The sequence below is a fragment of the Bradyrhizobium sp. UFLA06-06 genome (assembly GCF_054820065.1).
Genome location: NZ_JADFUD010000018.1, coordinates 11,504 through 27,382, shown reverse-complemented (window position 1 = coordinate 27,382; position 15,879 = coordinate 11,504). Strand labels below are relative to the sequence as shown.

13 protein-coding genes are annotated in these 15,879 nt (G+C 65.3%); 2 read left to right on the top strand and 11 right to left on the bottom strand.

Translation table 11 applies throughout. The features are described 5' to 3' along the window. Positions 1–169: 169 nt before the first annotated feature. The 6 genes from IF803_RS17365 to ltnD form a co-directional block, all read right to left on the bottom strand. Positions 170–1,372 (bottom strand): efflux RND transporter periplasmic adaptor subunit, encoded by a 1,203-nt coding sequence (locus IF803_RS17365; RefSeq protein ID WP_461192907.1) that lies wholly within the window; start codon positions 1,370–1,372, stop codon positions 170–172. Further along, on the bottom strand, positions 1,359–4,538 hold the full coding sequence (locus IF803_RS17360; RefSeq protein ID WP_461192906.1) for an efflux RND transporter permease subunit: 3,180 nt from the start codon (positions 4,536–4,538) through the stop codon (positions 1,359–1,361). Before IF803_RS17360 ends, IF803_RS17365 begins: the two co-directional genes overlap by 14 nt. Positions 4,539–4,919: 381 nt before the next feature. Next, a complete protein-coding gene (locus IF803_RS17355) occupies positions 4,920–6,611 on the bottom strand; it encodes a methyl-accepting chemotaxis protein (RefSeq protein WP_461192905.1) in 1,692 nt (563 codons plus the stop codon). A 169-nt stretch (positions 6,612–6,780) separates the two neighbouring features. Next, positions 6,781–8,070, bottom strand: a complete 1,290-nt coding sequence (otnK, locus tag IF803_RS17350; RefSeq protein ID WP_411781430.1) for a 3-oxo-tetronate kinase — start codon at positions 8,068–8,070, stop codon at positions 6,781–6,783. Next, positions 8,067–8,849: a 2-oxo-tetronate isomerase gene (gene otnI / locus IF803_RS17345; RefSeq protein ID WP_411781429.1), complete on the bottom strand. Its 783-nt coding sequence runs from the start codon at positions 8,847–8,849 to the stop codon at positions 8,067–8,069. Before otnI ends, otnK begins: the two co-directional genes overlap by 4 nt. A 12-nt stretch (positions 8,850–8,861) precedes the next feature. Then, a complete protein-coding gene (ltnD, locus tag IF803_RS17340; protein WP_411781439.1) occupies positions 8,862–9,791 on the bottom strand; it encodes an L-threonate dehydrogenase in 930 nt (309 codons plus the stop codon). A gap of 178 nt (positions 9,792–9,969) precedes the next feature. On the opposite strand from ltnD, the gene otnC reads away from it, so the two are divergent. After that, positions 9,970–10,626: a 3-oxo-tetronate 4-phosphate decarboxylase gene (gene otnC / locus IF803_RS17335; protein ID WP_461192904.1), complete on the top strand. Its 657-nt coding sequence runs from the start codon at positions 9,970–9,972 to the stop codon at positions 10,624–10,626. Between the two features lie 33 nt (positions 10,627–10,659). Then, entirely contained in the window at positions 10,660–10,935 is a 276-nt protein-coding gene (locus tag IF803_RS17330) for a hypothetical protein (protein WP_018270526.1), read from the top strand. A gap of 175 nt (positions 10,936–11,110) precedes the next feature. On the opposite strand, the gene IF803_RS17325 is transcribed toward IF803_RS17330, so the two are convergent. From IF803_RS17325 to IF803_RS17305, 5 genes are all read right to left on the bottom strand, one after another. Then, positions 11,111–11,815: an ABC transporter ATP-binding protein gene (locus tag IF803_RS17325; RefSeq protein WP_018270525.1), complete on the bottom strand. Its 705-nt coding sequence runs from the start codon at positions 11,813–11,815 to the stop codon at positions 11,111–11,113. Next, on the bottom strand, positions 11,799–12,530 hold the full coding sequence (locus IF803_RS17320) for an ABC transporter ATP-binding protein (RefSeq protein ID WP_028338762.1): 732 nt from the start codon (positions 12,528–12,530) through the stop codon (positions 11,799–11,801). Before IF803_RS17320 ends, IF803_RS17325 begins: the two co-directional genes overlap by 17 nt. Beyond that, positions 12,527–13,504 carry a branched-chain amino acid ABC transporter permease gene (locus IF803_RS17315; RefSeq protein WP_028338763.1) on the bottom strand — a complete coding sequence of 326 codons (978 nt, stop codon included), beginning with the start codon at positions 13,502–13,504 and terminating at the stop codon, positions 12,527–12,529. The genes IF803_RS17320 and IF803_RS17315 overlap by 4 nt, the downstream gene beginning before the upstream one ends. Beyond that, positions 13,504–14,382 (bottom strand): branched-chain amino acid ABC transporter permease, encoded by an 879-nt coding sequence (locus tag IF803_RS17310; protein WP_026192487.1) that lies wholly within the window; start codon positions 14,380–14,382, stop codon positions 13,504–13,506. Before IF803_RS17310 ends, IF803_RS17315 begins: the two co-directional genes overlap by 1 nt. 191 nt (positions 14,383–14,573) lie before the next feature. After that, entirely contained in the window at positions 14,574–15,821 is a 1,248-nt protein-coding gene (locus IF803_RS17305; RefSeq protein WP_304499303.1) for an ABC transporter substrate-binding protein, read from the bottom strand. Positions 15,822–15,879 lie beyond the last annotated feature (58 nt).

The following is a 15,879-nucleotide window of genomic DNA, read 5'->3' as shown; positions in this document are numbered from 1 at the left end:
GCCGCAAAATCCGCCGTCATCCTGAGGTGCGAGCGGAGCGAGCCTCGAAGGATGGGCTGCGAACACCGTCGTGATCCCATCCTTCGAGGCGCGCAAGGGCGCGCACCTCAGGATGACGGCAGAGCAAGCGGCTTGAGGTGAGAGGCAGGCACAGCTTACCTGTCCTCCCCTACCCCTTCACGTCCTGCTTTTCGGACGCCGTGGTCGGTTTGCCCTTGGCGCCGGCACCGGTGACGCGCACATGGTCGCCGTCGGCGAGTCCGTCCGGCGGGGCGGTGATGACGCGGTCGTCGGGCGCGAGACCGGTGGCGATCTCGATCTCCTTGCCGAGGTCGCGGCCGATCTTCACGGTCTTGAACAGCACCTTGTCGTCAGGACCGACGGTTGCGACCCGCAGGCCGCTGCTGTTGAAGATCAACGCGCTGGCGGGAATGCTGAGCGGCGTGGATTCACGCTGCAGGTTCAGCTTCACGCTGGCATAGCTGCCCGGCATCAATTCGCCGGAGGAGTTGTCGAGCCCGAGTTGCATCCGCGTCGTGCCGGAGGCGACATCGACCGCCTGCGAGGAGGCTTCCACCGTCGCCTGGAAGGTGCGGTTCGGGTAATCCGGCAGTGCCAGCGTGGCCTTGGCACCGATCTTGATCGCCGGAACGTAATTCTGCGGCACGTTGACATAGACGCGCAGCTTGGTGATGTCCGAGATCGTGAACATCGCCGGGCCCGAGTTACCGCCGGCGTTGATCAGCGCGCCGACGTCGGTGTCGCGCGAGGTCACCACGCCGTCGAACGGCGCCGTGATCTTCTTGTAGCCTGCGAGCGCTTCCAGCCGCTCGACATTGGCCTGGCCGGCCTTGACCGCACCGTTCTTGTTGGAAAGGTCGGCGGTACGCTCGTCGATCTCCTGGGCGGAGACGAAGTTCGAGGCCACCAGCGTCTTGCGCCGGTTCAGCGTGGCCTCGGAGAGCTTGGCCGAGGCCTGGGCGCTGGCGAGATCGGCGCGCGCCTGCAGCAATTGCTGATCGAGGTCGGGCGCCTCGATCTCTGCGATCACCTGGCCGGCCTTGACGCGGGCGCCGATGTCGGCGTCCCAGTTCTTCAGATAGCCGGACACCCGGGCATAGATCGGCGCGCGGGAATAAGCCTCGAGCCGGCCCGGCAGGTCGATCGTGGGACTCAGCGCCTTGGCATTGGGTAGCGCCACCGCAACGGTCGGAATGGCCTGGTCGTCGGTCCATTCCTTCAGCCGTGTGTCCTGTTCCTCACGGGCGCGGATCCCGGTGCCGACGATCAGGCCCGCCCCGACCAGGGCCACCACGCCGAAGATGCCCAGCTTCCGGCGTGAGACCGGGGGGCGCTGTTCAGTGGGCGGCATGCGGAATCTCCGATGAGGCGGCGGCTTTGGCGCCTTGCTTCTTGTGTACCATACTGAATACCACGGGAACAAACATCAGGGTCGCGAAGGTGGCGAAGATCAGGCCGCCGATCACGGCCCGGCCCAGGGGCGCGTTCTGCTCGCCGCCCTCGCCGAGCCCCAGCGCCATCGGCGCCATGCCGATGATCATGGCGAGCGCCGTCATCAGCACGGGGCGGAACCGGACGAAGCCGGCTTCCAGGGCCGCCGCGACGGGATCGCCGAGTTCCTCATAGCGCTCGCGGGCGAAGCTGATCACAAGCACGCTGTTGGCGGTCGCCACGCCCATGCACATGATGGCGCCGGTGAGCGCCGGAACCGACAGCGTGGTCTCCGTCGTGAACAGCATCCAGACGATGCCGGCGAGCGCGGCGGGCAGCGCCGTGATGATCACGAACGGGTCCGACCAGGACTGGAAGTTCACGACGATCAGGAAATAGATCAAGACGACGGCGCCGAGCAGGCCGAACAAGAGGCCGGTGAAGGCCGAGTTCATGGTCTGCACCTGGCCGAGCAGCACCACGGACGAGCCCTTCGGCACCTCCTTGGCGGTGTCGGCGATCAGCTTGCGCACGTCGGTCGCGACGCTACCGAGATCGCGGCCTTGCGTCGTGGCGTAGATCTGCACCAGCGACTGGATATCATATTGCGACACCACCGCGCTCGAGGTCGCGCGCTTGATGTCGGCGATGCCGCCGAGGATCGGCGCCTGGGTGTTGCCGGTCGCGGTGATCGGCAGCGTCTGCAGCGCGCTCAGCGAGTCGATCTGGTATTGCGGCGTCTGCATCACGATCGAATACGACACGCCGTTATCGGGATTGAGATAATAGGTCGGTGCCACCTGCGAGGAGCCGGCGAGGTTGACGACCAGCGAGTTGGTGACGTCGCGCTCGGTCAGGCCGACATATTGCGCACGGGTGCGGTCGACGTCGATGTTGAAGGTCGGATTGTTCGGCGACTGCTGGATCCGCGCATCGGCGATGCCGGGGATGCGCTTGATCCCGGCCAGCAGCTTGTTGGCATAGGCGAAGTTGGCATCGAGATTGGCGCCGCGGATCTGCAAATCGATCGGCGCCGGCGCGCCGAAGTTCAGGATCTGGCTGACGATGTCGGCCGGCAGGAACGCGAAGCTGGTACCCGGGAACAGCCGCGGCAATTGCTCACGCAGTGTGCGGACATGCTCCTCGGTCGGCTTGTGGCCTTCCTTCAGGCGGATCTGGATGTCGCCGTCCTGCGGACCGATCACGCCAGTGTTGTTGTAGGTCATGTTGATGCCGGAGATCGGCATGCCGATGTTGTCGGTCATGGTCTCGATCTCGCCGGGCACCAGCTTGCGGATCGCCTTCTGGATGTCGGCGAGCTGGTTGGCGGTCTCCTCGACGCGGGTGCCGACCTGGGTGCGGACATGCATCAGGATGTTGCCGGCGTCGACCGACGGGAAGAAGTTGCGCCCGAGGAACGGCACCAAGAGGAACGACGCCGCGACCACCGCGAGGAAGCAGCTCACGAACACCGTGCGGTGACCGAGCGCCATCGCGAGCAGGCCGCGATAGCCGCTGCGGATGCGCTCGAACCGCGCCTCGAAGCCGCGCTGGAACCAGACAAAAGGATTGCGCGACTTCGGCGGCGCGCCCTCATGATGCACATGCGCCTGCAGCAAATAGTTCGCCATGGTCGGCACCAGCGTGCGCGACAGGATGAACGACCAGATCATCGCGAACATCACCGCTTCGGCCATCGGCACGAACAGGAAGCGCGCCACGCCGGTGAGGAAGAACATCGGCACGAACACGATGCAGATACAGAGCAAGGAGACGAAGGCCGGCGTCACGATCTGGTTGGCGCCGTCGAGGATCGACTGCTCGACCGGTTTGCCCTGCTCGAGGTGATAATTGATGTTTTCGATCGTCACCGTGGCGTCGTCGACCAGGATGCCGACCGCGAGCGCGAGGCCGCCGAGCGTCATGATGTTCAGCGTCTCGCCGATCAGGGACAGCATGATGATGGCCCCGAGCACCGACAGCGGGATCGACACCGCGATGATGACGGTCGAGCGCCAGCTGCCGAGGAACAAGAGGATCATGATGCTTGTGAGCAGCGCGGCGATCACGCCCTCGAAGGCGACGCCGGTGATCGCGCCGCGGACGAACACCGACTGGTCGCCGATGAAGCCGATCTTGAGCGCGTCCGGCATCTGGTCCTTGACCTCGATCACCTTCTGCTTGATGCCGGAGATGATATCGAGCGTCGAGGTGGCGCCGGCCTTCAGCACCATCATCAAGACCGAGCGGTTGCCGTCGACATGGACGATGTTGGTCTGCGGCGGGTTGCCGTCGCGGACCGAGGCGACGTCGCGCACATAGACCATCGCGCCGTTGACCTGCTTGATCGGCAGGTCGCCGAGCTCCTCGAGCCGCAGCGGCGAGTTGTTGAGGTTGATGGTGTATTCGAAATTGCCGATCTTCTGCGTGCCGACCGGGGTGATCAGGTTCTGTGCAGCGAGCGCGTTGGCAACGTCCTGGCCCGACAGGCCGCGCGCCTGCAGCGCAGTCGAATTGAGGTCGATCTGGACCTGGCGCTGCTTGCCGCCGAACGGATACGGGATCGCAGCACCGGGCACCGTGACCAGCGGCGTGCGCAGCTGGTTGATGCCGATATCGGCGAGGTTCTGCTCGGTCAGTCCCTCGCCCGACAGCGCGACCTGGATGATCGGAACCGTCGAGGCGCTGTAGTTCAGGATCAGCGGCGGCGTCGCGCCCGGCGGCATCTGCTTGAGCAGGGTCTGCGAGATCGCGGTGACCTGCGCATTGGCGGTGCGGATATCGACGTTGGGCTGGAAGAAGATCTTGATGATGCCGACGCCGTTATAGGAATTGGCGACGATGTGCTCGATGTCGTTGACGGTCGTAGTCAGCGCGCGCTGGAACGGCGTGGTGATGCGGCCGGACATCTGGTCCGGCGGCAGGCCGGTGTACTGCCAGACCACGCCAATCACGGGGATGCGGATGTCCGGGAAGATGTCGGTCGGCGTGCGCAACGCCGCCAGCGGTCCGATAATCAGCAGCAGGATCGCGAGCACGACGAAAGTATATGGCCTGCTCAGCGCGATACGGACCAGTGCGATCATAAAACAAGCATTCCCGAAATGAAGCCCGCCCAGGCAGAGGAATCGACATTGCAAAAGTCGTTCCGCAGCGGCCGATTTACCCGATGGCGGGCAAAACGCCAACCCGCGGAGCCGCGGCGGCTTTCACTTCCTCGGCATAGTGCGTGAGGCTGCGCGCTCCGATCGGCCATGCCGGGCACTGTGCCGCCGATCGCGCGCGGATCGTCGTCAAAAAGAGACGGCTCTGCTGCGAATGCGAGCCGGCTGAGGACGCTATTTCGGCCGACGCGAGGTTAACGCATCGCTGCTCTGCGAAAATGTAAAACGTGGTGGGCCGGGTCGGCCCACCACGTCCGCATCGGTTACGCGAAGGATGGCGGCCGCCCGAGCGGCGCCGCCGGATCAGGCGGCGCGGACGGCGTCGAGGAACTTGCTGACCTCGACCTTGAGGCGGCTGCTGTCGCCCGAGAGCGATTGGGCCGCCGACAGCACCTGGCTCGACGCCGAGCCGGTTTCGTTGGCGCCATGCTGGACGTCGGTGATGTTGGCCGAGACCTGCTGGGTGCCCTGCGCCGCCTGCTGCACGTTGCGGGAGATTTCCTGCGTCGCCGCGCCCTGCTCTTCGACCGCGGCGGCAATGGTGGACGAGATCTCCGACAGTCGTTCGATGGTCGAGGAGATTTCCTTGATCGCGCCGACCGACTCCTGGGTCGCGGTCTGGATGCCGGCGATCTGCTGGCCGATCTCGCCGGTCGCCTTGGCGGTCTGCTCGGCCAGCGCCTTCACCTCGGACGCCACCACGGCGAAGCCGCGGCCGGCCTCGCCGGCGCGCGCCGCCTCGATGGTCGCGTTCAGCGCCAGCAGATTGGTCTGGCCGGCAATGGTGTTGATCAGCTCGACGACGTCGCCGATCCGCGCGGCGGCCTTCGACAGCTCGCTGACGCGATCGTTGGTGGTGCGCGCCTGGCCGACGGCATCGCCGGCCATCCGTGCCGACTCCTGCACCTGGCGGCTGATCTCGGTCACCGACGACGACAGCTCCTCGGTCGCCGACGCCACCGACTGGACATTGGTCGAGGCCTCCTCGGACGCGGCGGCAACCGACGTGGTCAGCTCCTGCGAACGCCGGGCGGTCGACGACAGCGTGCCGGCGGAGGCTTCGAGCTGGGTCGAGGCCGACGACACGGTCTGCACGATCTCGCCGATCATCTGTTCGAAATTGCGGGTGATGGTATCGACCCGGCGGCCGCGCTCGATCTTGGCTTCGGCGTCGGCAGCCGCGGCTTCATCGGCCGCCTTCTTGGCGACCAGGGCTTCCTTGAACACCTGCAGCGTATCGGCCATCGCGCCGATCTCGGTCTTCTCGCTCTGATGCGGGACGTTTGCGGTCAGGTCGCCGCGGCCCAGCGCCTGCATCGGGCTCACGATCGAGGCGATGCCGGCCGAGACGTCGCGGATCATCAGGAAGCTGACGCCGACGCCGACGATGATGGCGGCGCCAAGGATCATCGCAAGCAGCATGACGGCAGACGCGTAGCTGTTGGCCGCGTCGTGCGCCGCCTTGTCGGCACCGGCATTGTTGAGCTCGATGTCCTTGCGCAGGATCTCGTCGGCCTCGAGGCCGATCTTGTTCACGGTCTTGGCGTTCAGCTCATGCGCTTCGTGCTGGGTCTTGCCGACATCCCTGCGCGACAGCGCCATCACCTCCTCGGTGCCCTTCTTGTAGCGGGTCCAGGCATCGACCCATTGATTGTAGAGCCCGCGCTCCTCGGGGGATGCGATCAGGGGTTCATAGGTCGCGCGGACCTTGGTATTGGCTTCGACCACGGTCGCAAGGGTCTTTTCCTGCGCGAGCTTCTCCTCCAGCGTCTCGGACAGCATGTGCTCGCGGATGACGTTGCGATAGGTGATGACGCCGGCGCGCAGATCGCCGAGCGCACGCACGCTCGGCAGCCAGCTCGTCGTGATGTCGACGGTGTTGGCGTTGATCGACCGTAAATTCACGACCGCGAGCAGGCCCATGCCGGTCATCGCGACAAGCAGGAACGCAACCACGGCAATAATCTTGGCGCGGATCGAGAATTTGGCGAACATCGTGGGGTCTCTTGATATCGGGCTCGCGAAGCCCGATCGAATGGCTGGGGGCGCGGCGGGACGCCGCAGACATCAAAGCCAGCCCCCCTCCTTAAGTAGGGTTAATTTGGTCCCCCGTTGAACTACTGAGACGCTGTTCGACGCCGTGGCATGATGCGCGCCAGCCGCATCAAGGCATCAATGCCAGCGCATCCGAGAAAAACTCCGGCCCGCCGAAATTGCCTGATTTCAGGGCAAGCACCATCTCGCCTCTCCCGGTGCCGACTGCTCGCAGAACCGGCACGCCGGCGGCGATTTCCGCACCGACCAGGAATCCAGGGATGCGCAGGCGATCGACCACGGCGCCCGAAGTTTCACCACCGGCGACCACCAGCCTGTGCACGCCCGACTGCACCAGACCATCCGCGATGTCGGCCATCGCCTGTTCGATGGCATGCCCGGCTGCATCGCGACCATGACGGGATTGCACAGCTGCCACCTCATCCGGGGTCGAGCTGCTCGCAATCAGGATCGGCCCCGCCCCGAGCCGGTCCCTGGCCCAGGCGAGCGCGCGCTGCGCCTCGTCCTTGCCGGCGACCACCCGCTCGGGATCGAGGTGCAGGACCGGCATCACCTTCTCGGCGTTGGCGATCTGGCGCAAGGTCGCCTGCGAGCAACTGCCGGCAAGGCACGCCGCCGCGCCGCCGACCGGCGTCGCCAGCATCGCATCCGCGGTGTCCGGTTTGGCTTTGCTCGCGGCGACCAGCGCCCGCGCCAGGCCAAGCCCGATCCCGGAAGCGCCGACCGAAAGACGGTGTTCCAGCGCGACCTGCCCGATAGTCTCGAGGTCGCGGTCGAACACCGCATCGACGATGGCGGCGCCGATGCCGCTTTGCGTGAGCTCGGCGAGCTTTGCCCGGACGGCGTCCGCGCCACGGCTCAGCGTCGCCAGATCGACCAGGCCGACCTTGGTCGTGCTTTGCCGCGCCAGCACGCGAACCAGATTGGAATCATGCATCGGGTTGAGCGGATGGTCCTTCAGCGGACTCTCGTTCAGCGGCACCGAGCCGACGAACAGATTGCCCTGGTAGACGGTGCGGCCGGTCTCCGGGAATGCCGGCGTCACCAGCACGATGGCATCCCTTGAATCGGCGCGCAGCGCGTCCATCACGGGGCCGATATTGCCGGCATCGGTTGAATCGAAGGTCGAGCAGATCTTGAACAGGATATGTTTGGCGCCGCGGCCGCGCAGCCAGGCCTCCGCTGCGCGCGAACGCGTCACGGCGAGGCCGGCCTCGATCGAGCGGCTCTTCAGCGACACCACGACGGCGTCGACCTCGGGCAGCGCGAGATCGTCCGCGGGCACGCCGATGGTCTGCACCGTGCGCAGGCCGGCGCGGGTCAGCGTGTTGGCGAGGTCGGAGGCGCCGGTATAGTCGTCGGCGACGCAGCCAAGAGACAGTTTTCCGGCTGATGTCACGGCTTCACTCCGGCATAGGGCTTGAACCAGGCGAGACCGTCGGTGGTCTTGCCGCGCGGATTGTATTCGCAGCCGACGAAGCCGCCATAGCCGAGCCGGTCGAGCTCGCCGAACAGGAACGGATAGTTCAGCTCCTCGCCGTCAGGCTCGTTGCGCGAGGGGATCGACGCAATCTGGATGTGGCCGATGATCGGCATCATTTCGCGCAGCCGCATGGTGACGTCGCCATGGATGATCTGGCAGTGGTAGATGTCGAACTGCAGCTTCAGGTTCGCGATACCAAGCTCGTTGATCAGATCGCGCGCGAAGATGAAGTCGTTGAGGAAGTAGCCGGGCACGTTGCGCGGATTGATCGGCTCGATCACGAGGTCGAGGCCGTGCGGCGCGAAGAACTCCGCGGCATGGGCGACCGATTTGCGAAACGCGGCGACCGCCCTGGCATCGCTGCGGTCGGCTATTCCCGCCATCAGATGCACCCGCTTGACGCCGGTCGCCTGCACATAGGGCAGCGCGGTCTTCAGGCTTTGCTGGAGGTCGGCGAAGCGATCGGGCAGCGCGGCAAACCCCTTCTCGCCTGCGTTCCAGTCGCCCGGCGGCAAGTTGAACAGCGCCTGCGTCAGCCCATTGTCTTTCAGCCGCTTGCCGACCTCCTCGGCCGGATGGTCGTAAGGAAACAGGAACTCGACCGCGGTGAAGCCCGCTTTCGCCGCCGCCTCGAAGCGGTCGAGGAACGGGACCTCGTTGAACATCATGGTGAGGTTGGCGGCAAAACGGGGCATTGCAAGATCCTCTTATTTCTCGCCTGGAAGCTTGGTGCCGGTAACCTGCGCATACATCCGCGCCACCGACGCATCGTCGTCGCGGCCCATGCCGGCGGCCGCGGTCATCAGGAACATCTGCAAGGCCGCGGCCGAGACCGGCACCGGGAAGCGTGCATTGCGCGCCATGTCCTGGATGATGCCGAGATCCTTGACGAAGATCTCCACCGCGCTGCGCGGCGCATAGTCGCCGTCGAGCACATGCGGCATGCGGTTCTCGAACATCCAGGAATTGCCGGCGGAGGCGGTGATCACCTCATACACCTTGCGGATGTCGAGGCCCTGCTTGGCGGCAAAGGCGATCGCCTCGGAGGCGGCCGCGATATGCACGCCGGCCAGCAGCTGGTTGATCATCTTGAACGCAGCGCCCTGCCCCGCGGCATCGCCGAGCTCGTAGAGTTTTGCCGCCATCGCATCCAGCGCCGGCCGCGCCTTCGCAAACGCCGCCGCACTGCCGGAGGCGAGAATTGTCAATTCGCCTTGCGCCGCGCGTTGCGCGCCGCCGGAGATCGGGGCGTCGAGATAATGCCGACCGGTCGCCTCGAGCTGTTTTGCGAGGCGCCGCGCGATATCGGGGTCCATGGTCGCCGAGGAGATGAAGACCGCGTCCTTGGCCAAGGTCTCGGCGACACCGTCCTTGCCGAACAGAATCCCTTCAGTCTGCGCGGCATTGACGACGACGCTGACGACGATGTCGGCATCCCGGGCCGCCTCGGCCGGCGACTTGGCGCCCTTGCCGCCGTCGGCGACGAAGCGCGCCACCGCATCGGCCGTGACGTCGCAGCCGGTCACCTCGAAACCGGCCCGCCTGAGCGAGGTCGCCATGCCGTATCCCATCGAGCCCAGCCCGATGACGGCGACACGTGATGTTGCGGAACTGGACATGTGGCGATCCCTGAACATTTTTAGTTGTTTGAGCATGACCTTTTCGGAGAACCGGCCGCCACTTTGCGCCAGCGCGGCCTTCCGGGTCCGGATCAAGCTCGTTGCTGCTTGCCTATCACGGCTTGGCCGCGCTGCCAAAGCATGAGACAAAGCGGAAAACGGATAGCGCCAAAGCTGGCGCCACGAGCGAAACCGGATGAACGAAACAAAGCTTCGTGAGGACATCTGCCGCTTCGGCCGCTCGCTGTTCGAGCGCGGCCTGACGCCGGGGTCCTCGGGCAATATCAGCGTCCGGCTCGCGGACGGCGGCTGGCTGGTGACGCCGACCAACGCCTCGCTCGGCTTCCTCGATCCGGCGAAGATGTCACGGCTCGACGGCAACGGCCGGCTCGTCTCCGGCGACGCCCCGACCAAGGAAGTGCCGCTGCACACCGCGCTCTACCAGACGCGCGCCTCCGCCGGCGCCGTGGTGCACCTGCACTCGACCCATTCGGTCGCGCTCTCGATGCTGCCCGAGATCGACCCGCGCGCCGCGCTGCCGCCGATGACGGCTTATTATGTCATGAAGTGCGGCCGGACCGCGCTGGTGCCCTATTATCGCCCCGGCGATCCCGCCGTTGCCGACGCGATCCGGGGGCTGGCCGGGAAATATTCATCGGTACTGCTCGCCAATCATGGGCCCGTGGTGTCGGGCGATACGCTGGAAGCGGCGGTGTTCGCGACCGAGGAGCTCGAGGAAACCGCAAAGCTCTATCTGCTGCTGCGCGGGCTGAACCCGCGCTATTTGTCGCCCGACCAGGTGGCGGATTTGACCAGGACGTTCGGGCTCGTGCTGCCGGATCACCCTCACTAGATCAAGCGGAGGATCGATATGCGGAAGACAGTCATGATGAGGTTCACAGGCTTGGCGTTAGCGGTTCCGTTCGCCGTTGGCCTTGCGGCGTCTGACGCACGGACCGAAGAGACCTTGCAAGGCATGCTGGCAACCCAGCTGCGCGCGCAGGGCTATCCTTGCGACAAGCCGCTCAAGGCCGAGCGGGACGACAAGCTCTCGAAGCCCGACAACGAGGCCTGGACGCTGACCTGCAGCAACGCGACCTATCGCGTCAGCCGCGTGCCGGACCTCGCCGCCAAGGTCGAGAAGATCGACGAGGGCAAGTAGGCTGCGTGGGCTGGATCAGTAGCCCGCATGAGCGCATCGATATGCGGGACGCCCCGGATGTCGCTGCGCTCATCCGGCTACGGGCTGGATAGCGCGCACCACATACACTGGCGTCATCCCCGCGCAAAGGCGAAGCCTTTGTCGCTGGAGGTGCGAGCGTGGAGATATTCCGTCGCTACAGCCCCAGATACGCCTTGCGCACATCCGGATTGCCGCTGATCTCGGCGGCGGTGCCCTGCATCAGCACGCGGCCGGTTTGCAGGATGTAGGCGCGGTCGGCGATCTCGAGGCATTCGGCCATGCGCTGCTCGACGATCAGCACCGTCATGCCGGCGTCGCGGATGCGCTTCACGGCCTGGAAGATCTCGTCGACCAGTTTCGGCATGATGCCCTGCGACGGTTCGTCGAGCATCAGAAGCCGCGGCCGCGTCATCAGCGCGCGGCCGATCGCGAGCATCTGCTGCTCGCCGCCGGACAAGGTCTCGGCACGCTGGTCGAGCCGTTCGCCGAGTCGCGGGAACAGCTTGAACACCAGATCGAGCGGCGCGTCGCGGTCGGATTGGCTGCGGTAGAGATAGCTGCCGAGCCGCAGATTGTCGCGCACCGAGAGCCGCGGAAACAGCCGGCGGTTCTCCGGCACGTAGGCGATGCCGCTTGATGTGATGACGTGCTGCGGCTGGCCGTCGATTCGCTTGCCGTCGAAGGTGACGGTGCCTGCGCGCGGCCGCTCGGCACCGGCGATCGACTTGAGCAATGTCGACTTGCCCGCGCCGTTGGCGCCGGCGACGCAGACGATCTCGCCCTTGGTGACGTCGATCGACACCGAGGAGATCGCGACGAGGCCCTGATAGGCGGTGGTGACTTCACGCACCGACAGCATGACGATCCCCGAGATAGGCAGAAATGACTTCCGGATTGCGGACGACCTCAGTCGGCTTGCCCTCGACCAGCACCTTGCCGAGATTGAGCACGATGGCACGATCGACCAGCGGCATCACGATCTCCATGACGTGCTCGACCATCAGCACGGTGACGCCGGTGGCGCGGACCTTGCGCACCAGCTCGACGCCGGTCTGTGCCTCGACCGGCGTCAGCCCGGTGAGGACTTCGTCGAGCAGCAGCAGCTTCGGCTCGGTGGCGAGCGCGCGGGCGACCTCGAGCCGGCGCTTCTCCGACGGCACCAGATCAGCGGCAAGCTTGTCGGCGCGCGCGGCAAGTCCGCAGAACTCCAGCACCTCATAGGCCTTCTGCCGCGCAATGCGCATCTTGGTGTTGCGGATCAGGGCGCCGACGATGACGTTATCGATGACGGTCATGGTCTCGAAGCTCTTGACGACCTGAAAGGTGCGCCCGACACCGCGCTGGCAGCGTTCCGCCGCCGGCAGCTTTGTCACGTCCTCGCCGTCGAAGATGATCGAGCCCTGGGTCGGCGGCAGCACGCCCGCGATCAGGTTGAACAGCGTCGACTTGCCGGCGCCGTTCGGGCCGATCAGGCCGACGATCTCGCCGCGCCCGACCGAAATCGAGACGTCGCTGTTGGCGACGAGGCCGCCGAAGCGCTGCCAAACGCCGCGCGTTTCCAGAAGCGCCGTCATCGTGCCGCTCCCTTGCGCAGGGAGAACACGCTGACCAGGCCGCGCGGCAGCGCCAGTGAGATCACGACAATCAGCGTGCCGTAGACGATGAGGTCGACGCCGCGCCCGGAGCCGCCGATGAACGAGCGCGTCAGCTCGGTGAGCGGGATCAGGATGACCGCGCCGAGCACCGGCCCCCACAGGGTGCCAATACCGCCAAGCACCGCGGGCAGCGCCATCAGCAGCGAGAACTGGAAGCCCATCACGCTTTCAGGATCGATGTAGGAGACGAACTGGGCGTAGAAGCTGCCGCCGACCGCAACGAGAAAGGCCGAGACCGCCGCCGCGCCCATCTTGGAATTGAACACGACCACGCCGAGGCTTTCGGCCGCGTCCGGGTTGTCCTTCACCGCGCGCCACCAATAGCCCCATTTGGAATCTTCCAGCCACCAGGTGACGAACCAGGCGACGCAGGCCAACGCCAGCGCGAAATAGAAGTAAGGCAGCTTCGAACGGGTGAACTGGAATTTCAGCCAGCTGTCGCCGCGCACCGGGATGTCGATGCCGAGCGCCGCGCCGGCCCAATCCCAGTTCTGGATCAGCAGCAGCGCGATCTCGGCGATCACGATGGTCGCGATCACGAAATAATGGCCGCGCAGGCGGAAGCAGGGATAGCCGAGCGCCATCGCGATCAATGCGGAGATCGCCCCGCCGGCCAGCATGCCGAACCACGGCAGCACGCCGAACTTGGTGAACAGGAGCGCTGTGGTATAGGCGCCGAGCCCGAAATAAAGCGCATGGCCGAGCGAGATCTGTCCGCAATAGCCGGACAAGATGTTCCAGCTCTGCGACAGCGCCGCGTACATCAGCGTCAGCACCATGATGTTCTGGACGTAGACGTCCTTGACGAACAGCGGCACCAGCGCGGCGATCACCGCGAGGCAAAGCGCCACGATCAGGTCACGCCTGCGGCGTTGGGCGAACTGGGTGTCCATCACATCGATCCGAACAGGCCACGCGGGCGGATGAAGACGACCAGCAGGTAAACGGCATAGATGCCGACCGATTTCAGCGACGGCGGCAGGATCAGCGCGGTGGTCGCCTCCACCAGGCCGACGATGATGCCGCCGGCAAAGGCGCCGAACACGCTGCCGAAGCCGCCGAGCGCCACGGTGACGTAGGCGATCAGGGCGAACGACGCGCCGACATCGGGATAGACGTAGAAGAAGATCGCCATGATGGCGCCGGCGAGGCCGACCAGCGCCGCACCGAGGCCCCAGCCGAGCGCGAACACCCGGTTCTTGTCTATACCGACCAGCGCCACTGCGCCGGCGTCCTCGCGCGTCGCCTCGAGCGCGCGGCCGAAATCGGTGCGATTGATGAAGAAGTAGAGCGCGACGAAGGCCGCGATCGAGAGCATCGCGCCGATCAGCTGCGGCTCCGGCAGATAGATGCCGGCGATCGACACCGTCTTGCCGCCGACCCAGGAGTTGGTGACGCTGCGGTAGTCGGGCGTGAAGAAGAACTGGGCGAGGCCCCGCATCACGATCGCAAGCCCGAAGGTCGAGAAGATCTGCACCATGCCGGCATTGGCCTTGGCCCGCATCGCGAAGCGGACGATCAACAGATAGACCACCGCACCGAACACGAACAGCGCCGCGGCGACCAGCGGCGCCGAGAGCAAGGGATCGATCGCGAAGAACGCGAACAGGAAGAAGGTCGCGTACATCGCGATCATCAGGAACTCGCCGTGCGCGAAATTCACGACGTCCATCAATCCGAAGATCAATGCGAGGCCTGCGGCGATCAGTCCGTAGAGCAGCCCCATCAACAGGCCGCTCGCCAAACTCTGGATAATGGTCTCGGCTGTCACCGTCGACGCTCCATGTTCCGACCATTGTCCTTAGCCCCCGTCATTGCGAGGAGCGAAGCGACGAAGCAATCCATGCTTCCTTTTCGCGGAGATGTGGATTGCTTCGCTTCGCTCGCAATGACGGAACATGCGAGACTCCGAATGATGTCTTCGGCTGTCACCGCCGTCTGCCCCCTCTTAAGCCCGACCGATCAGCTGTTCATCGGCCAGATCGCCTCGGAGACGGCGGCCTGTTCCGGGAAGATCGTCACGAAGTTCTTCGCGGAGTACTGCAACAGCACCGGATCGGCGAAGTTGTTCTGCCCCATCTCGTCGAACTTGACGCGCCGCCACGGCATGATGGTCTGATCGCCCGGCATGTCGGTCGCGACCAGCGCCTCGCGGATCTTCTCGCCGTCGGTCGACTTGGCGCGGTTGATGGCGTCGGCCATCACGATCAGGCCCATGAACTGGCGCGACGAATAGTCGTTGAAGTCCTTGCCGGACTTGGCGCGGTACATCTCGTTGATCAGACCGACCATCGGCCGCTTCTGCGCCAGGTCGAGCGAAAAGCTGCCGCGCGAGATCACGCCCTCGAGCTTGTCGCCGACCGCGTCGTAGGTCGCCTTCTCGGAGAAGCCGGCGTCCTGCGCCATGATGTTCTTCGGCTTGTAGCCGAGCTCGGCCATGGTCTTGACCAGGAGGATCGCGTCGGTGGTGTAGCTCGACGGCATCAGCACGTCGGCATTTGCCGCCTTGAGCTGCTGCACCTCGGCGGTCAGCGACGGCGAGTTAGCGCGGTACTTGATGTCGGCCACGATCTTGTAGCCGCGCTCGGCGGCGAGCTTGGTCTGCGCGTTCGCAGAATCGGTGCCGAAGATGGTGTCCTCGTGGAACAGCGCCAGCGTTTCGATCTTCTGGCCCTTCTTCTTCATCGCATCGAAGAAGTCGAACATCGCGGTCGAGAACATCTCGTCATGCGGCGAGGCGCGGAAATAGTATTTCAGGCCGCGGCGATGCAGGCTCGGCGAGGAATTGTCGGCCGAGAGGAACGGAACGCCGTAGCGCTCGCAGATCTGGCTGACGGTGACGGCGACCGCGCTCTGATAGGTGCCGATCACGGCGCAGACCTTCTCTTGCGTGATCAGGCGCTCGGCTTCGGCGCGGCCCTTCTGCGGATCGGCCTGGTGGTCGGCGAACACCAGCTTGACCTTGGCGCCGCCGAGGCCGGACAGGCCCTCGCCCTTGGCGAGCGGCAGCGCGAAATCATAATTCTTGTTGATGATGTCTGCCGCGGTCTCGAACGCGCGCTGCGCGTCGACGCCGATCTGGGCGCTGGCACCCGAGAGCGGATAGATCACGCCGATTGCCACTTCACTGGCCTGCGCGCGCGCGGCCATCGGACCGAGCGCCGCGGCGGCAGTGGCACCCAGCAACACGTTACGGCGAGAGATCGTCATCGAAATTTCCCCTTGGTCAGCTTGTTATTATCGATGTGACGCTTGTAGCGCGCAGTAA